The organism is Streptococcus sp. 27098_8_91 (assembly GCF_041432385.1).
Taxonomy (GTDB): Bacteria; Bacillota; Bacilli; order Lactobacillales; family Streptococcaceae; genus Streptococcus.
On the sequence record NZ_JAPVZN010000001.1, the window covers coordinates 13820 to 36980 of the forward strand.

The 23161-nt window shown below is 40.1% G+C and carries 24 protein-coding genes and 1 tRNA gene; 5 read left to right on the forward strand and 20 right to left on the reverse strand.

Translation table 11 applies throughout. From position 1 onward, the window contains the following. Window positions 1-46: 46 nt before the first annotated feature. From O3611_RS00075 to O3611_RS00095, 5 genes are all read right to left on the reverse strand, one after another. Window positions 47-790 (reverse strand): amino acid ABC transporter ATP-binding protein, encoded by a 744-nt coding sequence (locus O3611_RS00075; protein WP_311522753.1) that lies wholly within the window; start codon window positions 788-790, stop codon window positions 47-49. Further along, a complete protein-coding gene (locus tag O3611_RS00080; protein WP_371607421.1) occupies window positions 790-1590 on the reverse strand; it encodes an amino acid ABC transporter permease in 801 nt (266 codons plus the stop codon). The genes O3611_RS00075 and O3611_RS00080 overlap by 1 nt, the downstream gene beginning before the upstream one ends. 156 nt (window positions 1591-1746) lie before the next feature. Beyond that, a complete protein-coding gene (locus O3611_RS00085; protein WP_223339217.1) occupies window positions 1747-2103 on the reverse strand; it encodes a Spx/MgsR family RNA polymerase-binding regulatory protein in 357 nt (118 codons plus the stop codon). A gap of 12 nt (window positions 2104-2115) precedes the next feature. Then, window positions 2116-2607: a methylated-DNA--[protein]-cysteine S-methyltransferase gene (locus tag O3611_RS00090; RefSeq protein WP_371607422.1), complete on the reverse strand. Its 492-nt coding sequence runs from the start codon at window positions 2605-2607 to the stop codon at window positions 2116-2118. A gap of 13 nt (window positions 2608-2620) precedes the next feature. Then, window positions 2621-3121 (reverse strand): N-acetyltransferase family protein, encoded by a 501-nt coding sequence (locus O3611_RS00095; protein ID WP_371607423.1) that lies wholly within the window; start codon window positions 3119-3121, stop codon window positions 2621-2623. Between the two features lie 134 nt (window positions 3122-3255). Here O3611_RS00095 and O3611_RS00100 point away from each other — a divergent pair, with 134 nt between their 5' ends. Together O3611_RS00100 and O3611_RS00105 are read left to right on the forward strand one after the other, a co-directional pair. After that, window positions 3256-3711, forward strand: a complete 456-nt coding sequence (locus tag O3611_RS00100) for a DUF1836 domain-containing protein (protein ID WP_371607424.1) — start codon at window positions 3256-3258, stop codon at window positions 3709-3711. Beyond that, window positions 3701-4348, forward strand: coding sequence for a hemolysin III family protein (locus O3611_RS00105; RefSeq protein WP_371607425.1), 648 nt, complete (start codon window positions 3701-3703; stop codon window positions 4346-4348). The genes O3611_RS00100 and O3611_RS00105 overlap by 11 nt, the downstream gene beginning before the upstream one ends. Window positions 4349-4377: 29 nt before the next feature. Here O3611_RS00105 and pdxT read toward each other — a convergent pair whose 3' ends face one another. From pdxT to O3611_RS00135, 6 genes are all read right to left on the reverse strand, one after another. Beyond that, on the reverse strand, window positions 4378-4950 hold the full coding sequence (gene pdxT / locus O3611_RS00110; RefSeq protein WP_371607426.1) for a pyridoxal 5'-phosphate synthase glutaminase subunit PdxT: 573 nt from the start codon (window positions 4948-4950) through the stop codon (window positions 4378-4380). Further along, window positions 4951-5826 (reverse strand): pyridoxal 5'-phosphate synthase lyase subunit PdxS, encoded by an 876-nt coding sequence (gene pdxS, locus O3611_RS00115; protein WP_371607427.1) that lies wholly within the window; start codon window positions 5824-5826, stop codon window positions 4951-4953. A 289-nt stretch (window positions 5827-6115) separates the two neighbouring features. Beyond that, on the reverse strand, window positions 6116-6748 hold the full coding sequence (locus O3611_RS00120) for a Pr6Pr family membrane protein (RefSeq protein WP_371607428.1): 633 nt from the start codon (window positions 6746-6748) through the stop codon (window positions 6116-6118). A 2-nt stretch (window positions 6749-6750) separates the two neighbouring features. After that, window positions 6751-7089, reverse strand: a complete 339-nt coding sequence (locus O3611_RS00125; RefSeq protein ID WP_075230400.1) for a zinc ribbon domain-containing protein YjdM — start codon at window positions 7087-7089, stop codon at window positions 6751-6753. Window positions 7090-7228: 139 nt separating this feature from the next. Then, complete coding sequence (gene cmk, locus O3611_RS00130; RefSeq protein WP_075230401.1) at window positions 7229-7900, reverse strand: (d)CMP kinase; 672 nt, start codon at window positions 7898-7900, stop codon at window positions 7229-7231. A gap of 8 nt (window positions 7901-7908) precedes the next feature. After that, complete coding sequence (locus tag O3611_RS00135; protein ID WP_281334601.1) at window positions 7909-8397, reverse strand: SAG1386/EF1546 family surface-associated protein; 489 nt, start codon at window positions 8395-8397, stop codon at window positions 7909-7911. Between the two features lie 45 nt (window positions 8398-8442). On the opposite strand from O3611_RS00135, the gene O3611_RS00140 reads away from it, so the two are divergent. Further along, entirely contained in the window at window positions 8443-8640 is a 198-nt protein-coding gene (locus O3611_RS00140) for a ferredoxin (RefSeq protein WP_083303333.1), read from the forward strand. 105 nt (window positions 8641-8745) lie between these two features. On the opposite strand, the gene O3611_RS00145 is transcribed toward O3611_RS00140, so the two are convergent. From O3611_RS00145 to O3611_RS00170, 6 genes are all read right to left on the reverse strand, one after another. Further along, window positions 8746-9693, reverse strand: a complete 948-nt coding sequence (locus tag O3611_RS00145) for a glycosyltransferase family 2 protein (RefSeq protein WP_371559089.1) — start codon at window positions 9691-9693, stop codon at window positions 8746-8748. Further along, entirely contained in the window at window positions 9677-10696 is a 1020-nt protein-coding gene (gene galE / locus O3611_RS00150) for a UDP-glucose 4-epimerase GalE (RefSeq protein ID WP_153224919.1), read from the reverse strand. Before galE ends, O3611_RS00145 begins: the two co-directional genes overlap by 17 nt. Before the next feature lie 103 nt (window positions 10697-10799). Beyond that, window positions 10800-11897, reverse strand: coding sequence for an FAD-binding oxidoreductase (locus O3611_RS00155; protein WP_153224920.1), 1098 nt, complete (start codon window positions 11895-11897; stop codon window positions 10800-10802). A gap of 16 nt (window positions 11898-11913) precedes the next feature. Continuing rightward, entirely contained in the window at window positions 11914-12711 is a 798-nt protein-coding gene (locus O3611_RS00160) for a Nif3-like dinuclear metal center hexameric protein (RefSeq protein ID WP_371559090.1), read from the reverse strand. Further along, complete coding sequence (locus O3611_RS00165; RefSeq protein WP_371559091.1) at window positions 12698-13375, reverse strand: tRNA (adenine(22)-N(1))-methyltransferase TrmK; 678 nt, start codon at window positions 13373-13375, stop codon at window positions 12698-12700. The genes O3611_RS00160 and O3611_RS00165 overlap by 14 nt, the downstream gene beginning before the upstream one ends. A 101-nt stretch (window positions 13376-13476) precedes the next feature. After that, window positions 13477-15813: a cation-translocating P-type ATPase gene (locus O3611_RS00170; RefSeq protein WP_371607429.1), complete on the reverse strand. Its 2337-nt coding sequence runs from the start codon at window positions 15811-15813 to the stop codon at window positions 13477-13479. 132 nt (window positions 15814-15945) lie between these two features. On the opposite strand from O3611_RS00170, the gene O3611_RS00175 reads away from it, so the two are divergent. Together O3611_RS00175 and O3611_RS00180 are read left to right on the forward strand one after the other, a co-directional pair. After that, entirely contained in the window at window positions 15946-16695 is a 750-nt protein-coding gene (locus tag O3611_RS00175; protein ID WP_371607430.1) for a lysophospholipid acyltransferase family protein, read from the forward strand. Window positions 16696-16812: 117 nt separating this feature from the next. Beyond that, window positions 16813-16885 (forward strand) — tRNA-Thr (locus tag O3611_RS00180). A 424-nt stretch (window positions 16886-17309) separates the two neighbouring features. Here the strand turns inward: O3611_RS00180 and pyk are convergent. The 3 genes from pyk to O3611_RS00195 form a co-directional block, all read right to left on the reverse strand. Further along, a complete protein-coding gene (gene pyk / locus O3611_RS00185; protein WP_001042821.1) occupies window positions 17310-18815 on the reverse strand; it encodes a pyruvate kinase in 1506 nt (501 codons plus the stop codon). Window positions 18816-18881: 66 nt separating this feature from the next. Beyond that, complete coding sequence (pfkA, locus tag O3611_RS00190) at window positions 18882-19889, reverse strand: 6-phosphofructokinase (protein ID WP_371607431.1); 1008 nt, start codon at window positions 19887-19889, stop codon at window positions 18882-18884. A gap of 81 nt (window positions 19890-19970) precedes the next feature. Further along, a complete protein-coding gene (locus tag O3611_RS00195; RefSeq protein ID WP_371607432.1) occupies window positions 19971-23072 on the reverse strand; it encodes a DNA polymerase III subunit alpha in 3102 nt (1033 codons plus the stop codon). Window positions 23073-23161 lie beyond the last annotated feature (89 nt).

The window sequence follows — 23161 nt, forward strand, 5'->3', positions numbered from 1 at the left end:
AACCCAGTTAGCCTAGCTAACTGAGTCTTTCTTATCTTCTATTATATCAAATATAGGTCCGTTTGTAACTAGCAAAGAATTCTTTTGTTCGTTCTTCTTTAGGATGATTGATAATCTCATCTGGTGTTCCAGACTCAATAATCTTTCCTTTATCCAAGAACAAAACCTTATCAGCTACCTGAGAAACAAAGGACATATCGTGACTGACTAAAATCATGGTTTGACCTGATTTAGCGGCATTGGCAATAGATCTTTCTACCTCACCAACCAATTCTGGGTCAAGTGCGGAAGTTGGTTCATCCAAGAGTAAGATTGCTGGCTTCATGGCCAAAGCACGCGCCAAAGCTACCCGTTGTTTTTGTCCACCTGATAAGTGGCGAGGATAGTGCTGTTGACGATCTGAAAGACCAACCTTAGCTAACTCTTCTTTGGCAATCTTAGTTGCTTCTTCGTCGGAAAGTTTTTTAACAACTACCAAACCTTCCTTGACATTGTCTAGGGCTGTTCTACGTTCAAATAAGTTGAACTGTTGGAACACCATGGACAACTTGCGACGAAGAGTCAGGATTTCTTCTTGAGTAATTTGAGAAAAATCCACTTTGAAATCATCAATCTGAATACTTCCGCTATCAGGTGTTTCCAGATAATTTAGGCTACGAAGAAAGGTTGATTTCCCTGCTCCTGATGAACCAATCAAAGCCACTACTTCCCCTTTTTGAATATCTAAATTCAGATGATCCAAGACGGTTTGACCTGAAAAGGATTTGCTTAAATTTGAAATCTTAATCATTAGCGAAGGTCTCCTTTCACATCTGTTTTCGCATTATCTGGTGCTTCGATGGCCATTTTTCTCTCAATAAAGCGACCAAGATTTTCAATAGCGATATTTACCACCCAGTATACAAGAGCAACTGAGATGAAACGTTCGAAGTAACGGTAGTCGGCACCACCCAAAATCTGAGCTTGGGCAAAGACTTCTACAACACCAGCACTAAAGGCTAGGGAAGTACCCTTAGTCAAACCGATTAGGGAGTTAATCAAGGTTGGAGTCGCTACTACCGCTGCATTTGGAATAATCACACGACGGTAAACTTGTGCACGTGTCATTCCAAGACTACGAGCGGCTTCAATCTCTCCAGGATTGACAGAAAGAATAGCGGCACGGATAGTTTCACTAGCGTAAGCTGCTTCGTTAAAAGCAAAAGCTACAATTGCAAAAGCTGCAGCCGGAATCGCATTGATATTAAAAGCAGTCCCCCATTGTTGATTCAACGCTTTTAATGCCAGAGGAATTCCATAGTAAGTCAACATCAACTGCACTAGGATTGGTGTCCCTTTTAAGAAACTAACAAAAAATGCTTGTAATGGATAAAGAATTCTAACGCGATTAATTTTTACAATAGCAAAAACCAAGGCCAAGATGATGCCAAAAAAAGCACCAAATACTGTCAACATCAATGTTGTTGGCAATTGTTGTACAATTCTTGGAATCCCATCAAAGACAGAACGAAAACTAAACAGTTTGCCGTCTGGAATATACTGCATCAAGTTTTGGTACCAATCTGATGCTAAAAGTGTTGTAACATTCATAGAAACATCCTCTCCTGATAATGAATCATTCTATCATACTTCTGCCTAGATTTAAAATATTTGCTACGTGCAGAAGAGACTTTGTCTACCTACTAGTTTATCATACTTTAAAAGTGTGAGGTTATATATTTTACCTATCAAGGAGATAGAAAAAAACTATTTCAAATCCAAGTTGTCGTAGGTTTTACGATAGCCAATTTGTTTAACAACACCATTCTCCACTAATATTGGACGTTTTAATAACATACCATCACTGGCCAAGAGTTTGGCTGCTTCTTTATTGGATAAAGTCCCAACCTTATCTTTTAAACCCAGTTCACGGTATTTAATCCCACTGGTATTGAAAAATTGCTTCAACTCAAATCCAGAAGTTTCAAGCCAGTTCAGAATGATCATTTCACTTGGAGTTTCTTCTACAATATGAACATCTTTATATTCTAGTCCAAGTTGATCTAACTCTTTTTTGGCTTTTTTACAAGTTGTACATTTTGGATATTCGATAAATTCTAACATTTTCTTTCCTTTCTATTTCTTATTTTCTTGAAATGCTGCACCTTCATGCTTTAAGAGCCAAGCCTTCTTGTCAAGTCCTGAAGCATAGCCTGTTAGACGATTACCAGCACCTAATACGCGGTGACAAGGTACTAGGATAGACCAGGGGTTGCGCCCCACAGCACCTCCGATTGCCTGAGCCGAAGCTATCTGCAAGTCCTTAGCTATTTGTCCATAAGTAACAGTCTGACCAAAAGGAATTTCCCGCAAGTAGTTCCAGACTCTTTTTTCAAAGTCACTACCAACAGGAGCCAAAGGTAATTGAGACAAATCTTGATTTTGTCCTTTAAAATAAGCATCTAAATAGCTAGCAATCTGATTTAATATGGGATGACTTTTCACCTCAACTAGATTACACACCGACAAACCTCGCTCAAAATGGCTCTGTGCTTCAACCCATATCCCAAACAGATAGTGATCATCTGCTACCAAAGATAAGATTCCAATCGGAGACTTGTACAGCATCTTTGCATACTGCTTAGGCATTTGATTTTAATTTTTGATAGGCCAAACGTTCCCCATCTACTGGAACTTTACCGACCTGTTTAAAACCAAGCTTTTCAAAGATATGTTGCATGGCCTTATTTTTATCATGTGTATCTGAACGAAAATCCAGGTAATCAAAACCTTCAATCAAGCCTTCCAAGAAGGTCTGGGCAACACCTTGGCCTTGGACATCTCTAGAAACCGCAATCCGATGAAATACAAGGTATTCTGGTTCTCTTCCTTCCCAACTTCCATTATAAATGGCTTCATAAGCTTTTTCTGGACTTTTAGTCACTGCTGCATAGGCTAAAAGTTCTCCTTCGTCCAAGGCTACATAAGCCTGACCAGAGATGATATCTTCAATAATCGTGTCGGCATTTGGGTAATCATTTTGCCACTGGGTGCTACCAGCTTCCGCCAAGCATTTTTTAGATTCCTCAATCACCTGCATAATTGCATCTACTTCGTTTGGAAAGGCTAAACGAATTTCCATCTTATCTCCTCTTTTCTGACTAGTTTCTCTCATCATAGCATAATTTAAGGGTTTCTACAAGCAGTTAAAACTTGACTTTTTATTTCTATTATTTTATAATCTAGTTATCAAGACTAGATAAACAGGAGTTGGAAATGAAAACTACTTTTTCCTACCCAGAATGGGACGAAATTCCAAACATTGATCTCTATTTAGATCAGGTCCTTCTTTATGTGAATAAAGTTTGTTCCCCTATTTCTCTTGCTAAAGAGAAAGGTTTAACTGCATCAATGGTGAACAACTATGTGAAGCACGGCTATATCAGTAAACCTGAAAAGAAAAAATACCAACGCAAACAAATTGCCCGATTGATTGCCATCACAACACTCAAGTCTGTTTTTTCAATCCAGGAAATTGCCCAAACCCTAAACACCCTACACACAGAGACTAACTCACAAGAACTTTACAATGCTTTTGTGGACTATATGAATGAAGACCTAGACCCAGCTAATCCCATTATCCAGGCAAGCTGCCAAACGGTCAAACTCTATCATCAAACACTTGCACTAGTCTATACAGAAACCGAAGAGGAGGAAACAAATGAATACTAGTTTTAAACTTAGCAAGCGCCTTAGTTTTGGAGAAGAGATAGCAAACAGTGTAACCCATGCTGTAGGGGCACTTATCATGCTGATTTTGCTCCCTATCTCATCGACATATAGTTATGAAGCTCATGGATTTTTATCATCGATTGGGGTGTCGATTTTCGTTATTAGCCTCTTTCTCATGTTCCTTTCATCGACCATTTATCATTCTATGGCTTATGGTTCCACTCATAAGTATGTCTTGCGCATTATCGACCATTCCATGATTTATGTTGCCATTGCTGGCTCTTATACTCCTGTCGTTTTGACCTTGATGAATAACTGGTTTGGTTATCTGATTATCGCCATTCAGTGGGGAACAACTATTTTTGGTATTCTTTATAAAATATTTGCCAAAAAAGTCAATGAAAAATTTAGTCTGATACTCTACCTCATCATGGGTTGGCTAGTTGTGACTATCCTACCAGCAATCATCAGTCAAACAAATCCAATCTTTTGGACTCTTATGGTATCAGGTGGGCTTTGCTATACAGTTGGTGCTGGTTTTTATGCTAAGAAGAAACCATACTTCCACATGATCTGGCACCTCTTCATTCTGGCAGCTTCCGCTCTCCAATACATTGCCATTGTTTATTACATGTAAAAATAGGCCGGGAAAATCCCGACCTATTTTTATTTGCACATATTGATAAAGTATTGATGCAAGCGAAGATCATTTGTCAATTCCGGATGAAAGGAGGTCACTAGCATATTCTTTTCTTGAGCGGCAACGATTTGATTGTTCACTACTGACAGAACATCGACACCCTTACCAACTTCACTAATAATAGGTCCACGGATAAAGGTCATGGGAATCTTGCCAACACCCTTGCAGTCTGCTTCTGTATAAAAGCTTCCTAGCTGACGTCCATAGGCATTACGCTCCACTACTATGTCCATAGTCGCCAGATGACTTTCCTCTTGAGAAGTGATTTGTCTCGCTAGCAAAATCAAACCGGCACAAGTCCCAAAGACTGGTAAGCCATTGAGAATAGCCTCTCTTAGAGGGAGTAGCATATTCTGGTCACGTAGGAGTTTTCCCATAGCTGTCGACTCACCTCCAGGTAAAATCAATCCTGACAGAGTACTCTGATGCTGCTGAAAATCTTCTAGGTTTCGCAGTTCAATACTTTCTACTCCTAGTTTTGCAAGGACTTTCTCATGCTCTACAAAGGCACCTTGCAAGGCCAATATTCCAATTTTCATCTATTTTCCTCGCTCAGCCATGAGAATTTGGATTTCATTCTCATTGATACCAACCATGGCTTCTCCCAAATCTTCTGAGATTTGAGCTAAAATTTGAGGATTTTGATAATTCGTAACAGCCTTAACAATAGCTGCTGCACGTTTGACAGGATCACCTGACTTGAAAATCCCTGAACCAACAAAGACACCTTCTGCACCTAGCTGCATCATGAGAGCAGCATCTGCTGGTGTTGCAACTCCTCCAGCTGCAAAGTTGACAACTGGCAATTTTCCATTTTCGTGGACATATTGAACCAATTCTACTGGTACTTGGAGTTCTTTTGCTGCGACATAGAGTTCATCTTCACGGAGATTTTGAATGCGACGAATTTCTTGATTCATCATGCGCATATGGCGAACTGCCTGAACGATGTCTCCTGTTCCTGGTTCCCCTTTGGTACGAATCATTGATGCTCCTTCAGCGATACGACGCAAGGCTTCTCCTAGGTCTTTAGCCCCACAGACAAAAGGAACTTGGAATTCTTTCTTATCCACATGGAAACGATCGTCAGCTGGAGATAGCACCTCACTCTCATCGATATAGTCAATCTCGATGGCTTCCAAAATCTGTGCTTCAACAAAATGCCCAATTCGAACCTTGGCCATAACTGGAATGCTGACTGCTTCTTGGATTTTCTTGATCATCCTTGGATCGCTCATACGAGAGACACCACCAGCTGCACGAATATCCGCTGGGATTCGCTCCAAGGCCATAACCGCTGCTGCACCTGCAGCCTCAGCAATTCTTGCCTGTTCAGGATTTTGAACATCCATAATGACGCCACCTTTAAGCATCTGTGCCAAATTTTTATTTAATTCATAACGATTTTCAGTCATTTTCTCTTCCTCAATAGTTGTATTGGTAGCTACAGTTTTATTGTAAGGTAGAAATGACTCAAGAACAAGATAAAAAAAATCGATTTGTCCGGGTACAATTATATCAATCATCAAAAAAGGCGGTGGGACAGAAATCGATAGACAAAGTCTCGATTTCGTAGTCCCAGCCCCGCGAGGATGATTAGGAGCTTTTGGGAGTCTAAAAGACGAACAAAAAGTTCAATCAGCTACCGCGTCAAAGTTTAATTGCTAATAAAAAGTGAGGTCGGGATCTTTTGTCCCAACCTCCTTATTTCTTAAATTTTTTAATGTTTTTAACAAGATAAAACAAATATCCTGAAACCATGTAGGCAACAAAGATAGTTGCCGCCCATTTAAAGACAAAGCCCCAACCATGTTTGGTAGCATTCAAAAAGAAATAAGGGAAGGGACTATCCTTAGCATTAGGGACATCCATCTTTAGAACAAAACCGTTTAAGAGGGCAAAAATCATATAAAGCAAAGGAAGGCTAGTCCAAAGCATGGGATCAACTAACTTATATTGACGACTCTTATCAAAAATAATTGTATCTGCTAAAAACCAGAGAGGGACAATATAATGGCAAAGGAAATTTTCCAAACGGTAAAAATCTGTCGTCAAAGGAGCTAGCATGAAATGATAGATGACACAAGTAATCATAATACTCATAGTGACACCACCTTTGAGACGTAGAATCCCAGCACTCTGCCAACTATCACCGCCACTACGCATCTTTAACAAAAGATAAGCTGTAAAGATGACAACCAAAAGATTGGAAAGGACTGTATAGTAAAGCAACATCCCTAAACCACCACGTTTGGTAATTTCCAGATAAACCCCTGTAAATGCTGCGAAAAACAAGAAAGTCCGACTGAAAAAAATAAATTTATTCCAAGTAGTCATGATTAAATCTTTTTAACAAATTCTGATTTTAGTTTCATAGCACCAAAGCCATCAATCTTACAGTCGATGTTGTGGTCACCCTCGACGATACGGATATTTTTAACACGTGTTCCTTGCTTAAGATCTTTCGGCGCACCTTTCACTTTCAAATCTTTGATCAAGGTTACTGTGTCTCCATCAGCCAATTTATTTCCATTAGCATCAATAGCAACAACACCATCTTCAGCTTCTGTTTGTTCTGCTGGATTCCATTCATAGGCACACTCTGGACAGACTAGCAATGCTCCGTCTTCATAGACGTATTCTGAATTACATTTTGGGCAATTTGGTAGATTGTTCATTTTATCTCCTTATAGTTGCATGATTGTTTGATTGTCAAATTTTCGTTAACAATGACTATTATACCTTAAAATTAATAATTTGACAAATTGCTAAAAAACCGACTCACCACTATCATGGTCAATCGGTTAAAATTTCAAATTAAAAATGTTTGACTGCTTCTGATTTAATTTTTTCGACAACTTCTAAAATACTTAGTCCTGTCGTGTCCAGATAGATTGCATCATCTGCCTGCTTAAGAGGAGAAGTTTCACGATGACTATCTTTATAATCACGCGCAGCAATCTCTTCTTTCAAAGTTTCCAAATCTGTTTCGATCCCCTTTGAAAGATTTTCCTTATAACGTCGTTCTGCACGTTCATCTACTGAAGCAACAAGAAAAATCTTCAATTCAGCCTTAGGCAAGACCACTGTACCAATATCTCGACCATCCATGACGATTCCGCCTTGTTGGGCAATTTCTTGCTGGAGAGCTACCAATTTTTCACGAATAGCTGGAATAGCTGCAAAAGCTGATACTGCATTAGTCACAGTATTTTCTCTGATTGGATGGCTAACATCTACATCACCGACATAGACAAGCTGTTCTCCATCCTCAGAACGCCCAAAACTAATCGGATATTGATCCAATAAATCAAGGAGCTGAGAGGATTCTTCTGGATTGATTTGATGCTGTAAGGCAATATAAGTTGCCGCACGATACATGGCACCTGTATCCAGATAAGTATAGCCAAAGTCCTTAGCGATAATCTTAGCTACTGTACTTTTACCACTGGATGCTGGTCCATCAATAGCGATCTGAATTGTTTTCATTCTAACTCCTATCTTGTCTTAAGGACATCACCAGGATTTGCAAACCAAGTTCCTGAAGACATATGACCAGGGTTCAAGGCTTCAAGCTGGGCAATAGAAATGCCTGCTCTAGCTGCAATAGCTGCTTCACCTTCACCTGCAAGGACAGTAATGGTTCCCTCAGCATTTGTATGTTCCTCTGAACTACTTGAAGAAGTTGATCCTGCTTCAGAACTTGATACTTCAACTGAACTACTTGATGATGTTGAAGAAACTTCCTCTACCTTAGGCGCAGAAGAATCATGAAAATCTTTCAAGGCTGCTGTACGATCACTTCCACCAGATGACAGGTAGATTAAAACAGCAATCATACCGACAACGATAACAAAGAAAATACAAGCCAAAATGGTTAGAATACGGTTGGCTACCACTCCTGTTCCCTTATTTCCTCTACTTCTTCGTTCCGAACGACTTTCCTCGATGTCGTAAATATCTTCTTGCCATGGTTCCTTTTCCATACCTTACTCCTTGTTTTTTTTCTAATTTCTTATTACAATATAAATATGAAAATCACACTTATACCTGAACGATGCATTGCCTGTGGGCTATGCCAAACCTATTCTGATTTATTTGATTACCATGATAATGGTATTGTGCGTTTCTATGATGATCCTAATCTACTAGAGAGAGACGTCCCAGCTAGTGAAGAGCTACTGGAAGCTGTGAAACAGTGTCCCACTCGCGCGCTCATCAAAGATTAATTTGTCATCAGCGGTGATTCGATTTCCAAATCCCACTTCCTCTAGTTTAGCATATTTTTCCAGAAAATTATAGTCTTTTGAAGGACTTATTTTTAGTAAATCTTATCATGACTCACTCTGTTCTTTTATCAGATAGAGGGGTCTTTTTTTCGTTTCCATATAAATTTTACTGATATATTTTCCGAGAATCCCAATCGTCAATAATTGGACACCACCAAGAAATAGAATGACAGCCATCAGAGAGGTCCAACCAGAAGTTGGATTGCCCAGTACGAGAGTACGGACAACTACAAACAATGTCATCACTAAAGCCAGAAAACACGACGAAAGGCCAGCAACAAAGGCTAATATTAAAGGGAAATCTGAAAAATTCACAATCCCTTCAATAGAGTAGAAAAAGAGTTGTCTAAAACTCCAACTTGTCTTACCTGCCTGCCTTTCAACATTAGGGTATTCTAAATAGTGAGTACGGAAACCAACCCAGGCAAAGAGTCCTTTGGAAAAGCGATTGTATTCTGTCAATTCTAACACTGCATCCACAACTGATCTTCTCATCATCCGAAAATCACGGACACCCGATGGAAGGGCTACTGGGCTAATTTTTTGCATAAAACGATAAAAAAAATCTGCGCAGAAACTACGTAAAAAAGGTTCTCCTTCTCGACTGGTTCTGCGTGTTCCAACGCAGTCCAAGTCTGGATTCTGATCTAGTAGTTCCTTCATCTCAAGCAAGAGGCTTGGTGGATCCTGAAGGTCTGCATCCATAACTACCACCAAATCTCCTCTAGCTTGTTGTAAACCTGCATATAAGGCTGCTTCCTTCCCAAAATTTCGCGAGAAAGAGATATAATGTACTGCAGAATTTTTCTCTCGATAAACCTTTAAAAGGTCCAAAGTCTTATCAGTCGAACCATCATCTACAAAAATGTATTCGATTTCTGTTCCCAAATCTGGAATCAGTACTTCAAGAGTTTGATAAAAAAGAGGAAGTACTTCCTCTTCGTTTAAACATGGGACTATGATTGAAATCATCATTTTAGTCTTCAAATCCATTTGGATGCTTACTTTGCCAACGCCATGCATCTTCACACATTTCTGTAATACCAAGTCCTGCTTCCCATCCAAGTTCTTCCTTAGCTTTGGCTGGGTCTGAGTAACATTCTGCAATATCACCAGGACGGCGCTCCACAATACGATAAGGAATCGGGCGTCCGACTGCTTTTTCCATATTTTGGATAATTTCAAGGACAGAATAGCCTTTCCCTGTACCAAGGTTGTAAATGTTTAGTCCTGAACCTTTTTGAAGCTTCTTAAGGGCCGCAACGTGCCCTTTTGCTAAGTCAACGACGTGGATATAGTCACGAACACCTGTTCCATCTTCTGTATCGTAGTCATCTCCAAAGACCTGAACTTGTTCCAACTTACCAACTGCGACTTGTGTAACATATGGAAGAAGGTTATTTGGAATACCGTTTGGATTTTCACCCAAATCACCGCTCTTATGCGCTCCGATTGGGTTGAAGTAGCGAAGTAAAACAACGTTCCATTCTGAATCGGCTTTATAGATATCCGTCAAGATTTCTTCAAGCATCAACTTAGTACGACCATAAGGGTTAGTAGCAGAAAGAGGGAAATCTTCGAGGATTGGAACAGTATGCGGATCTCCATAAACTGTTGCTGAAGAGCTGAAGATGATATTCTTACAGTTTGTCTCTTCCATAACTTTCAAGAGACTGACAGTTCCAGCAATATTGTTATCATAGTAGGCAAGTGGGATACGTGTAGATTCCCCTACAGCTTTCAAACCAGCAAAATGAATCACACCTGTTGGTTCTTCATGTTTGAAAATATCACGAAGTGTATCTGTGTCACGAATATCTGCTTCGTAGAAAGGAATTTCTACCCCAGTGATTCTTTCGACTACTTCAAGACTTTTACGACTACTGTTTACCAAATTATCGACAACAACAACTTGGTGTCCTGCTTGGACCAGTTCGATGACGGTGTGAGTTCCGATAAAACCAGCTCCACCCGTTACCAGAATTTTTTCTTGCATTTTATTTCCTCAATTCTTGGATTATTTTTTTCATTTTACCATTTTTGATAGGGAAAGTCATTTACTTTCCTAACACTATCGTAAAATCTAAGTAAAAGATTTACTATTGTTTCTTTTTAATGTATCTTTCAGTTGGATAATCTGCTGGATCTAATACTCCACTTCTTCCTTGAAGCATTTGAGCTAGGTGATAACCGATAATAGGACCAGTCGTTAACCCTGAAGATCCTAGACCACTTGCTGTATAGACTCCTGATAAGTTTGGAACCTGTCCGAAAAATGGAGAGAAATCACTTGTATAAGCACGAATCCCCACACGTTCACCAGATGAAATTGCCTCAGCCAGGGCTGGATAAAATGGACTCGCCGCCACAACCATTTGATCGAGCAAGGTTTCATCCACTGTCAAGTCAAATCCCATGTCATTCTCATGGGTAGCTCCTAGAGATAACTTACCTCCAGGAAATGGTATCAAATCCCACTCACCTTCCGGCATGACAACAGAATAGCTTGCCATGTCTAAATCAACCTGATAATCTCTAAGTTGACCTTTTTGAGGACGAACATCCACCTCATAGCCTAAAGGCTCCAAAATGTGTCCAAGCCAAGCTCCCGTAGATAAAATTACTTGATCAAACATTTGATTGTCTATCTGATAGCCTGATAATAAAGGAGTTAGACTAACCTCTTTCTTTACGACCTTAACCTGACTGGCCTCCAGTAAACGACCCACTAGGAGTTGCCCATCTACTCGAGCTCCTCCAGAAGCATAGAGCAATCTCTCAAATCCCTTTAGACCAGGGAATAGGCTGCTTGCAGCAGCTTGGTCCAAAATGGCTAATTCGCCAATTAAGGGAGATTCATCTCTACGTTGCAAGGCTAAATCATAAAGTTCCTCGAGCTTGGAATCATCTTTTTTGAGAAGGAAGACTCCTGAGCGCTGGTAGAAATCAACCTTTTGACCAGTTTTTTCTAAATCAGCTAATAAATCTACATAAAAGTCTGCTCCTAGGCGAGCCATCTTGTACCAAGCTTTGTTACGTCGTTTAGAGAACCAAGGACTGATGATTCCTGCAGCTGCCTTGGTCGCTTGTCCGTATCCATGATCAAAGACAGTTACTTCGATATCTGCTTCTTTAGAGAGATAGTAGGCAGCTGTTGCCCCTACAATTCCTGCTCCTACAATGGCAACTTTTTTCATTGTCTTTACCTTCTAACTAGATATGATGGAATGGATTGGTAGAAGCCTGACTTGCGACAACTTCTAGCGACCAAGCATTCTCTTCCTTCCATTCATTCAGAAACGTTGCAATTCTTTCAACAAAGAGAACCTCAATATAGTGGCCTGGGTCCAGAGCCAACAAGCCGTCTGACAACATATCTTGGGCAGTGTGGTAATAGATGTCACCAGTAATGTAAAGATCTGCTCCTTTTGCTAAAGCATCAGAGTAGAAAGACTGCCCACTGCCGCCACAAATGGCCACTCTTGAAATGGTCTTTTGCAAATCACTCTCATGATAATACACCATACGAAGGCTATCTAGATCAAAGACTTCCTTAACATGATTTGCAAATTCCTTAAATGTTTGAGGTCTAATCGTTCCAATACGGCCAATTCCACGTTCAGAACCTGTTTCTTGCAGATAAGTTGTATCCTCAATACCCAATAGTTGGCAGAACCAATCATTGAGACCATTTTCAACAATATCAATATTAGTATGACTGACATAGACTGCGATATCATGCTTGATGAGATTGATATAAATTTGATTTTGAGGACGACTAGCTACCAAGTCCTTAATCGGACGAAAGATAGGTGCGTGCTTAACGATAATCAGATCAACACCCTTGTCAATAGCTTCAGCGACTGTCTCTTCACGAATATCAAGGGCAACCATGACTTTTTTAATTTCCTTGTCTAGGGTGCCAATTTGCAAACCACGACTATCACCTTCCATAGAAAATTCTTGTGGGCAATAGGCTTCATAACGCTTAATCACTTCACTTGCTTTCATGGAGCACCTCCTTGATGGCTTGAATTTTATCTGCTAGAACCTGACGTTCTTCTTGATTTTTTTCTGGAATTTGACTAAGGGCAAACTCAAGCTTAGCAGCTTCTTTTTGCCATTTTTGGATGAAGACTGGACTGACTTCTTTGGACAAAAAAGGACCAAAGCGGACATCGCTCGCTGATAACTTCATTTGTCCAGCTTCCACCACCAAAATCTCGTAAAATTTCCCAGCTTCTTCTAGGATACTTTCTGACATAATTTGAAAACCGTGCTCTTGTAACCAAGAGCGCAACTCATCTTCACGATTATTGGGTTGAAGAATCAAACACTCAACATTGGCTAGTTTGTCCAAACCATCTTCTAATATCGTAGCAATCAAACGACCACCCATTCCAGCAATAGTGATGACAGAGACTTGGTCAGCCTCTTCAAAAGCTGCCAGGCCATTGGCTAAACGAACCTGAATTTTCTCAGTCAAACCATGACTCTCAACATTTTTGACTGCAGATTGATAGGGACCTACCACTACCTCTCCTGCAATGGCACGCTCAATGTGACCTTTTTCAACTAGTTCAATCGGTAAATAAGCATGGTCGCTTCCGACGTCCAGTAAAACAGCTCCTTGGGGAACAAAAGAAGCTACCGTTTCTAATCTCTTCGAAATCATTTTCTCTCACTTTCCAAAAGTCTATTTCCCTTTATTATACCATATTTTGTCTAGCAATTCTGTACCTAAAAAAGACCGCAATCAAGGATTGCAGCCTTTCTTTATTTTTTTGCTTGATAACGACTTGTCAGGATGAAAATGACAGCAAATATGACCATCATAATGCCATAGACAGGTAATGTTTGTCCTGTAAGTGTTGAAATTTCAAGCAATTTTTGAATTCTTGGAAATAGAGCTGTTCCAAGGAAGCCACCAACTGACCAAATAATCAAGAGAACACGCCACAGACTAAATGGCAAACAAGCTCTAACTACAGACATGAAACCAATCGATGCCAATAGATAATACAAAAGTGTCGAAATTTCAATTGCCGACCAACCTTGACTGGTTCCAAAAATTTTAATAAATAGAACGCTAAAGACTACCATCAAGGCACTTGGTAGTGCACGGAGCATGGATTTTCTGAGGAAGTTTTGTTCTACTGGTTTAATATTTCGCTCAAAGGTCAATACGAACGGTGGGAAGCCTTCCACGAACTGGTCAATCATGGTAATCTGAATCGGAATGAATGGGAAAATTAAAATCCATTCAGTACGTCCCAACAAAGCACTCGCAATACAGATGACTGCAAGCAGGAAGGAATAGATTGTCTTAATCAAGAAAATTGGAGCAATGTGGGCAATGTTATTGACCACACGACGACCTTCAAAGAGAATCTCAGGAACATCATTAAAGTCTGAGTTCAAGAGGACCAGATTTGCAATCTGACGAGTCGCTGGATCTCCTTCAGCCATCACGATGGAACAATCTGCCTCACGGAGGGCAAGGATATCATTGACACCATCTCCTGTCATTGCAGTCGTATGACCTGCTTTTTTCAACGTTTGGATGATCAGTTTCTTTTGATGAGGAGAGACACGTCCGAAAATCGCTGTCTCCTCAGCCATGGCAACCAACTCTTCATCAGTAATTTTCGAGCAATCTACGTAGCTGTGGTAATCTGCAAAACCAGCTTTTTGAGCAATACTTGAAACCGTAACTGGATTATCACCAGAGATAATTTTCAGCCCCACTTCCTGAGAACGAAGATAGTCTAGAGTTTCAGCTGCCCCTTCTCGGATTGGATCTAGAATTTCAAGCAAAGCTAAGGCTTGAATATCAGATGGCTTTTGTGGCTTGTGGTGATCAAGTTTTTCTTGACTGAGGGCCAGAACTAAGACACGAGATCCTCGTTCAAGAGCTTCTCTAGCCTCATGAACTTCAGCATCCAACAACATCTCCGGTGCACCTAGGAAAACAGTTCCGAGACCTTCCAACTCCATTGCTCCCCATTTACGATCGCTAGAAAATGGAAGACTAGAAATCATCGGATAAGCTACTTGACCTTGAAAACGTTGACGGATAGCTTGAGCTGTAGGATTTTTATCCTCACTGTTTGCCATATAGCTGGTTAGTATGTCGGCAATAGCATCCTTGTCATAAGTCTGGGTCAGAGGAAGGACAGTCTCAACCTGCATCTTCCCTTGGGTGATGGTACCTGTCTTATCCAAGCAGAGCATATCCACGCGCGCTAGGGTTTCAACAGAGTACATCTCCTGCACCAAGACCTTTTTCAACCCAAGCTTGATAACAGCAGTTAAGAGAGAGGTAATGGTTAAGAGGGCAATCCCCTTAGGCAACATTCCCAAAAGAGCCGTAGATGAATTCACTACAGAAGACTTCAGTGGTAAACCTTTTAAGACCAAAGCTTCAAGCAAAAGAGCAATTCCAAATGGAATGATGATTTTACCCGTAAAACCTGCTAGCTGGTCTAGCGATTTCATGATACGTGAGTTGATGGGTTTAACTGTCTTAGCTTCAAGCATGAGTTTGGCTGCATAGTTATCTGCTCCTACATGATGAACTTGAGCAAAGACAGAACCACTGGCAAGAAAACTACCTGACAACATTAAGTCTTCTACTTCTTTTTGCACCAAGTCACTCTCGCCCGTTAACATGGCTTCATTGACTTCTGCAAAACCTTCTAATACAATCGCATCACTTGGAATTTGATCCCCTGCAGACAAGCGAATCACATCATCCAAAACAAGCTCTTCAGGGTCTAAAGCAATTTCTTGTCCATCACGGATAGTGGTAATCTTTTCTTTATTCAGGAGATTGAGTTTATCAACCATATGCTTGGCACGTAGCTCGGTTACAATTCCTGAAAAAGCATTAAAACAGATAACCGCAAAGAAAACCAGGTTGCTCCAGGCTTGAACAAAAGCGAGCGCTAATGCAATAGCAAAGTTTAAAGCATTGAAGAGAGTAAAGACATTTCGTTTTACAATCTGCCAAGTACTGGTACTAGCTGATGCTTTGAAATCATTGACCTGTCCCTGTTTCTGACGTTCTTTAACTTCTGATTGGCTTAAGCCTATAATTTTATTTTTATCCATAAGTTCTATCATATCATTTTTTTAAAAATAATTCTAATTTCATATGAAGAGCAATTCCGCCTAAACAAAAAAACATTTGCTTGTCCTAGTATGATAAGGTATAATAAAAGAAAGAAAATTGAAGGAGATACCATGTTTTATACTTATCTTCGTGGGCTGGTTATGTTGATTCTTTGGTCTATCAACGGTAATGCTCATTATCATAATACGGATAAAATTCCGAGTCAAGATGAAAACTATATTCTAGTTGCGCCCCATCGTACCTGGTGGGATCCAGTTTATATGGCCTTTGCGACCAAACCGAAGCAATTTGTATTTATGGCTAAAAAGGAACTCTTTACCAACCGTATCTTTGGCTGGTGGATTCGCATGTGCGGTGCCTTTCCAATCGATCGTGAAAATCCTAGCGCTTCGGCTATCAAATACCCTATCAATGTTCTTAAAAAGAGCGACCGCTCTCTCATCATGTTCCCAAGTGGCAGTCGTCATTCCAACGATGTTAAAGGTGGTGTTGCTCTGATTGCTAAAATGGCCAAGGTTCGCATCATGCCAGTTACTTACACTGGTCCAATGACCTTAAAAGGACTCATCAGTTGTGAACGTGTCGATATGAACTTCGGAAATCCTATCGATATCTCGGACATTAAGAAGATGAATGATGAAGGAATTGAGATGGTTGCTGAACGTATCCAATCAGAATTCCAACGTCTGGATGAGGAAACAAAACAATGGCACAATAACAAAAAACCAAATCCTTTGTGGTGGTTTATTCGCATACCAGCACTGATTCTTGCTGTCTTAGTTGCGATTGTTACCATCATCTTTAGCTTTATTGCAAGTTTTATCTGGAATCCAGAGAAAAAACAAAATCAATTAGGTTAGAATAAAATAGCTTTAGGACATTCCCTAAAGCTATTTTAGTTTGACTGATAGCCGATTACTTTTAAATAAAACATTTTATTGACAAAGATTTGAATCTATAGTATACTTTTTAAGTAAGCTGATTTAGCTCAGTAGGCAGAGCGCATCCATGGTAAGGATGAGGTCGCCGGTTCGATCCCGGCAATTAGCATTGTTCATCAGTTCCTTGGTATAGGAACTTTTTTTATTGACATTTTATTGACCTTATAGTAAAATAAAACTTGCGATGAGTCGATATGTAGCGAGAGCTACTATTGAGCAAAGGAGGTCATAACGCAGGAGCGGACCTTGAGAAATTGTGTGAACCGGTTTTTCACATGGAGATGCCTCTCAAAGCTTTCTGGTTTTCCAGAGAGCTTTTTTTATTTCCCTAAACGCCACTAAATCCTATCTGGGTTTAGTCGTAAAGATACTAAGATGACCAATGAAATCTCTAATTACAGCAAAAGTTACAGGGCAAACTGTATTATATACCTTAGCATTGAAAGGAAAATGATATATTTTACCCCTCGTAACAAAAAAAGACCTATCATACAAGCTATAAAGCTTGATATGATAGGTTTTTTAATATTAGATTAACGTACAGTGCGGATACGCATTGTGTTAGTACGAACTGCTTCACCAAGTGGCACACCTGCAACGATAACGATATCGTCACCAGATTGTACAAGACCTGCTTCAACTGCTTTACGTTCTGCAATTTCAAACATGTCATCAGTTGATGATGGAGCTTCTGTCAACATTGGGATAACACCCCAGTTCAACATCAATCCACGTTCTGTCAATTCGTCAAATGTCAATGCCAAGATATCAGCATTTGGACGATATTTAGAGATCAAACGTGCTGTGTGACCAGTCTTAGTAAGAGTTACAACCAATTTGATGTCCATTGAGTTTGTAGCGTCTTTAACTGCTGAAGCCATAACTTCTGTCTTAGAGTTACGTTCAAATGAATCTGAGTTCAAACGTCCGTATTCGTTAAGAAGAGTTTGAGCGTTCTTATCGATAGTTGCCATTGTACGAACAGACTCAAGTGGGTATTTACCATTTGCTGACTCACCTGAAAGCATTGTAGCATCAGTTCCGTCGATAACAGCGTTGAATACGTCTGATACTTCTGAACGGGTTGCACGTGGTTTTTCAGTCATTGTTTCAAGCATGTTTGTTGCAGTGATGACAACTTTACCAGCAGCGTTCACTTTAGTGATGATCATTTTTTGGTAAACTGGAACCATTTCAAATGGTACTTCGATACCCATGTCACCACGAGCGATCATGATACCATCAGCAGCTTCAATGATTTCGTCCAAGTTATCGATACCTTGTTGGTTTTCGATTTTAGCGAACAATTGAACGTGACCGTTACCAGTTTCTTCACAGATTGCACGAACTTCGTTCACGTCTTTTGCAGTACGTACGAATGAGATCGCGATAAAGTTGATACCTTGTTCAAGACCGAAGCGGATATCAGCGTTATCACGTTCAGCAAGAGCTGGGAAAGGAATTTTAGTGTTAGGGATGTTTACACCTTTTTGTTTAGCGATAACACCGTCGTTTTCAACTTCAACGACAAATTCACGAGTTGCATCGTCTTTTTCTACAACACGAAGACCAAGTTTACCATCGTCAACCAATACTTGGCGACCAACTTCAACGTCATCATAGATGTCAAGAGCTCCAGCAACGTTCAAAGCAATCACTTCACGAGTTGATTTGATACCTTGTTTAGTTGCAACACGGATTTTTTCACCAGTTTTGTATGAGTACTCTTTAGCTTCACCTTCGAACAATTCAGTACGGATTTCTGGTCCTTTAGTATCAAGAAGGAAACCAACTTTTTTACCTGCAAGTTTTTCTGCAAGTTTAACAGTTGCCATACGGTCACCTTGTTCTTGGTGGTCACCGTGTGAGAAGTTGAAACGGAAAGTGTTAGCTCCTGCTTCAATCAATTGAGCAATGTTTTTAGCTGAAGCTTCAACGTCAAGTTTTTCACCCCAGTATCCGTCTTCACCGAATTTTTTACCACCACGGATTTCTACCGCAGGACCCAAAGTTGCAACGATTTTTACACGTTTGTTCATGATTTTTGTGACTCCTTTATATAATTTGACCTTTTATGGTCATTTTACCAGTTTAGTTAAAGTTGATTATGACAAGCTCTTGTTCAAAGCAGAAAGTTCAAGGTCAGCTTTATGAGGGTTGTTAACAACGATATTACCATCAGCTGTTAGGCTAAACAAAGCTCCTTCTTCTGCAGTTCCAAGAATTGGATTTTCAACCATTTTCTCGTTACGGATACCAACAGCGACACCACCGATTCCTTGTTTAAGAAGTTTAACAGCGTGTGCACCCATGCGTGACGCCAATACACGGTCACGAGCAGTTGGAGATCCACCACGTTGGATATGACCAAGTTCAGTTACACGAAGGTCGCTTGTATCTCCAGCTTCTTTTAGCTTTTGACCAAATTCAGCCGCTGACATAACACCTTCTGCCAAAACGATAATGTTGTGTTTCTTACCGTGTTCATATCCAGCTTTGATACTTGCTACGATGTCTTCCATCTTGAAGCCTTCTTCAGGGATGATAATTTCATCAGCACCAGTGGCAATACCAGCCCAAAGAGCGATATCTCCAGCATTACGTCCCATAACTTCAACTACGAAAGTACGACGGTGACTTGATGAGGTATCACGAATCTTATCGATGGCATCCATTGCAGTTGTAACTGCAGTATCAAATCCGATTGTGAAATCAGTACCTACGATATCGTTATCGATTGTTCCTGGAAGTCCAATAGCAGGGAATCCATGCTCAGTCAAGCGCATAGCTCCGTGATAAGAACCGTCACCACCGATAACCACGACACCTTCGATACCGTGTTTTTTCAACTGCTCAATCCCTTTAAGTTGACCTTCGAGTTTTGCAAACTCAGGATAACGAGCAGAGTGAAGGAAAGTACCACCACGTGAAATGATGTCTCCTACTGAAGCAGCATCAAGTGGATAAATCTCACCAGCAACCATACCAGCGTATCCATCATAGATACCAAAAACTTCCATTCCTTCTGAGATTGCTTGACGAACTACTGCACGGATGGCAGCATTCATACCAGGGGCGTCTCCACCACTAGTCAAAACAGCAATACGTTTCATTTGGTTTTGCTCCTTTTTCTTTTAACATTCTAACTGATTATACCATAATTAAAGTTAAAATTCTTTTATTTTCATTGATTTTTAACGATAAATCGTTTTCATAGTTATTTGACTCAAAGATTCCTGCAAACTAACATCTTTTGCAACAAAATAGCCCGACAAAAGAACATTTTTTTGTTCATTTTCGTAGCGAATAATGACTGGAATTTGTCCCTTGTATTGTTCTAAAATATGATAAATTTCAGAATCATGTTCATGATCAGCAGCCTGAATCCAAAATCGTTCACTCACTGCTTCTTTTAGATTATTTAATACTAACTGAAGGCGACCGTCTCTTGCCTGCACTTTTCCATTAAGGTAGTAAAATCTTCCTTCATGTAAGAGATTGTTAAATTGACGATACTGGTCAGAAAAAACTGTGACTTCAAGCTTCGTTTTACTATCACTAACTTTCAGAAAAGCCATGTTTTCACCTTTTTTAGTACGAATGACACGAATGGATTCTATCTCAACGAGTACTGTAGCTGTCTGTCCTTCAGATAGTTCAGACAAACTCACAATTGGATAGAGGGGATTCTTTGCTAAAATCAGTAAGGGATGCGGACTGATACCGACTCCAAGCCACTCCTGTTCCTTACGAAACTTTTCGACTTGCGTAAAATCCTCACTCTCAAGCCAATTGTAGCTATTATCTGCAAATAAACTACCCAATTCTTCCACAAAAATAAACAAAGTAGGTAAATTGGATAAGATTTTTTGGCGATTTTTTTCAAAACTATCAAATAAACCAATCTCGACTAGGGAAGTTAAAAGACTCAACTTCTGATAATTTTTAGGCAAGCGAGTGACAAAATCTTCGACACTACTAAAAGGACGATTCTCTATAATCCAATAGGCAAAATCTCGAGACATCCCCTTGATACTCTTAAGTCCCAAGTAAATAGTCTTGTCTGTTAATTTATCCTGATATGGGATTGTATTGATAGATAGTGGTGTCAGTTCAAAGCCCATTTCAAGGGCATCGAGAATATAATCTCCACTGGCATAGTTGAGCATGACTTGATAAAAGATAGCTGGGTAATGTGTTTTAAAATAAGCAAGCTGGAAGGCTAAAGCCGCATAAGCATAGGCATGTGATCGGTTGAAACCATAACCAGCAAATTTTTCCATGACAGCAAAAACCTGCTGAGCCTGTTCCTTTCCATGACCTTTTTCGAGTGCACCTTGGATAAAACTCTCCTCCATTCGGTGCATCTCGGCCGCATTCTTTTTCCCCATAGCACGACGTAAAATGTCGGCCTTCCCAAGGCTGAAACCAGCGTAACGCTGTGCCACTTGCATCACCTGTTCTTGGTAAAGCATAATTCCATAAGTTGGAGCTAAAATATCTTCCAAAACTGGGTCCAGAACTGTTACCTTTTCTTTACCATGTTTTCGAGCCACAAAGTTGTCGATATAGTCACTCGCTCCCGGTCTGTTGAGGGAAGTCGTTGCCACTACTTCTTCAAAGCTTTCTGGTTTCACGCGCTTTAATAAGCGAATAGCACCAGGTTGTTCAAATTGAAAGATTCCCTTTGTCTTCCCAGCTGCAAAAAGAGCCAAAGTTTCCCTATCCTCAAGGTCAATATCCTCAATCTTTAGCTGAATTCCTTGAGTTTCAAATAAGAGCTCCTGCATTTTTTGAGCGAAGGTGAGGTTTCGTAAGCCCAAGAAATCCATCTTGAGCAAGCCATTTCCTTCAACTCCATGAGCATCATACTGGGTAATGAGCATATCCTCACCATACTTAAGAGGAATATAGTCCGTTAGATTTTTATCACTAATCACGACACCCGCAGCATGGATGGAAGTTTGCCGAGGATAGCCTTCTATATTTTTAGCAATTTCAAAAGCCTTTTGGTACTCAATCTTACCTTGAATTAGTTGTCTAAATCCTAGATTCCCTTCATAGGCGCTTGTCAAGGTATCTTTGAAACCAATTTTCTTGGTTATGGATGTCAACTCGTACTCGGGAACACCATACCGTTTAAAAACATCTCGGATAGCCTGTTTGGCACCAAAAGTCGAGTAGGTGACTATCTGAGCAGCGTGAATACTACCATAACGGTCACGAACATAGCGGATAAATTCAGGACGATAAATATCAGGAATATCAATATCGATATCAGGCATGGTATAGCGTTCACGATTTAAAAAGCGCTCAAAGATGAGATTCTTAGCCACAGGGTCAATACCAGTGATATCTAGAGCATAGGCCACTAGACTTCCAACTGCAGATCCACGTCCCATCCCCATATAATATCCTTGAGAACGACCGAAACGTAAGAGATCCCAGACAACCAAGAAATAGTCATCGAATCCCATGTCATGAATCACAGATAGTTCTTCTTCCAAACGTTCCTGATAAACTGAATCGAGTAAGCCTTTCTGTTCCAAGCCCTTAATAGCTTTTTCGCGCAACTCTTCAACAGCAGGACGCTCTGGATTGAAGCGTGGAAGCTTGAGACTACTATCAATCTCATAAGTAGTTGCTCCAATCAGTTCAGAAAGATTTTCTAAGGCTTGCGGAAACTTTTCTTGAAATACTTGCTCTAAGCGATCAGCAGGTAAAAACAAGCCTTGTTGCGATTGAACATCTACCTCTCGCAAGGTCACATTTTCCTTAATCGCCTTGAGCATTTGAAGCGTTTCCAAATCCTCAGATTCGAAGGAATTAACACGATAAAGTGGGAGAATGGGGTGAGAAAAATTCGACTGAGGTGTATCTGGATACACTCCGATATAATAGTCATGCCCTAAGTCCAAGGAATCAATTGCAGAATAATAGGAAACAATAACACAAACATCTTCTAGATAGGGAGAAAAATCAGTCCATTCCTTTTTACCTGTCATTTTTAGAGTCGAAAGCTTCATGAGATTTCGATAGCCATGATTTGACAAGGCTAAAAATCGAAGGTTAACGAGTTCCTCCTTATGATGAACAGTCACCTCAAGACCTAATAAAGGCTGAATCCCTTGCTTTTGGCACTCTTTGATAAAATAATAAGCTCCATATAGATTGTCAACATCCATGATTCCAAGTGCTGAGTAGCCATATTCCTTCCCTTGACTGACATATCTCTTAATCGAAACCATGCTCTCCATGAAACTATAGACTGTTTTGGTATCCAGTTGGGCAATCATTCTTTCTCACCTCCCTTATTCTTTCTCTATTATACCATTTTAGAAAATAGAAAAACAATTTCTTTCTTCCCTTGGAAAAAAGAACCACA

Excerpts from the sequence above, each read along its gene's own strand:
- O3611_RS00075 (WP_311522753.1), bottom strand. The coding sequence starts at position 790 with ATGATTAAGATTTCAAATTTAAGCAAATCCTTTTCAGGTCAAACCGTC.
- O3611_RS00080 (WP_371607421.1), bottom strand. The coding sequence starts at position 1,590 with ATGAATGTTACAACACTTTTAGCATCAGATTGGTACCAAAACTTGATG.
- O3611_RS00085 (WP_223339217.1), bottom strand. The coding sequence starts at position 2,103 with ATGTTAGAATTTATCGAATATCCAAAATGTACAACTTGTAAAAAAGCC.
- O3611_RS00090 (WP_371607422.1), bottom strand. The coding sequence starts at position 2,607 with ATGCTGTACAAGTCTCCGATTGGAATCTTATCTTTGGTAGCAGATGAT.
- O3611_RS00095 (WP_371607423.1), bottom strand. The coding sequence starts at position 3,121 with ATGGAAATTCGTTTAGCCTTTCCAAACGAAGTAGATGCAATTATGCAG.
- O3611_RS00100 (WP_371607424.1), top strand. The coding sequence starts at position 3,256 with ATGAAAACTACTTTTTCCTACCCAGAATGGGACGAAATTCCAAACATT.
- O3611_RS00105 (WP_371607425.1), top strand. The coding sequence starts at position 3,701 with ATGAATACTAGTTTTAAACTTAGCAAGCGCCTTAGTTTTGGAGAAGAG.
- pdxT (WP_371607426.1), bottom strand. The coding sequence starts at position 4,950 with ATGAAAATTGGAATATTGGCCTTGCAAGGTGCCTTTGTAGAGCATGAG.
- pdxS (WP_371607427.1), bottom strand. The coding sequence starts at position 5,826 with ATGACTGAAAATCGTTATGAATTAAATAAAAATTTGGCACAGATGCTT.
- O3611_RS00120 (WP_371607428.1), bottom strand. The coding sequence starts at position 6,748 with ATGACTACTTGGAATAAATTTATTTTTTTCAGTCGGACTTTCTTGTTT.
- O3611_RS00125 (WP_075230400.1), bottom strand. The coding sequence starts at position 7,089 with ATGAACAATCTACCAAATTGCCCAAAATGTAATTCAGAATACGTCTAT.
- cmk (WP_075230401.1), bottom strand. The coding sequence starts at position 7,900 with ATGAAAACAATTCAGATCGCTATTGATGGACCAGCATCCAGTGGTAAA.
- O3611_RS00135 (WP_281334601.1), bottom strand. The coding sequence starts at position 8,397 with ATGGAAAAGGAACCATGGCAAGAAGATATTTACGACATCGAGGAAAGT.
- O3611_RS00140 (WP_083303333.1), top strand. The coding sequence starts at position 8,443 with ATGAAAATCACACTTATACCTGAACGATGCATTGCCTGTGGGCTATGC.
- O3611_RS00145 (WP_371559089.1), bottom strand. The coding sequence starts at position 9,693 with ATGGATTTGAAGACTAAAATGATGATTTCAATCATAGTCCCATGTTTA.
- galE (WP_153224919.1), bottom strand. The coding sequence starts at position 10,696 with ATGCAAGAAAAAATTCTGGTAACGGGTGGAGCTGGTTTTATCGGAACT.
- O3611_RS00155 (WP_153224920.1), bottom strand. The coding sequence starts at position 11,897 with ATGAAAAAAGTTGCCATTGTAGGAGCAGGAATTGTAGGGGCAACAGCT.
- O3611_RS00160 (WP_371559090.1), bottom strand. The coding sequence starts at position 12,711 with ATGAAAGCAAGTGAAGTGATTAAGCGTTATGAAGCCTATTGCCCACAA.
- O3611_RS00165 (WP_371559091.1), bottom strand. The coding sequence starts at position 13,375 with ATGATTTCGAAGAGATTAGAAACGGTAGCTTCTTTTGTTCCCCAAGGA.
- O3611_RS00170 (WP_371607429.1), bottom strand. The coding sequence starts at position 15,813 with ATGGATAAAAATAAAATTATAGGCTTAAGCCAATCAGAAGTTAAAGAA.
- O3611_RS00175 (WP_371607430.1), top strand. The coding sequence starts at position 15,946 with ATGTTTTATACTTATCTTCGTGGGCTGGTTATGTTGATTCTTTGGTCT.
- pyk (WP_001042821.1), bottom strand. The coding sequence starts at position 18,815 with ATGAACAAACGTGTAAAAATCGTTGCAACTTTGGGTCCTGCGGTAGAA.
- pfkA (WP_371607431.1), bottom strand. The coding sequence starts at position 19,889 with ATGAAACGTATTGCTGTTTTGACTAGTGGTGGAGACGCCCCTGGTATG.
- O3611_RS00195 (WP_371607432.1), bottom strand. The coding sequence starts at position 23,072 with ATGATTGCCCAACTGGATACCAAAACAGTCTATAGTTTCATGGAGAGC.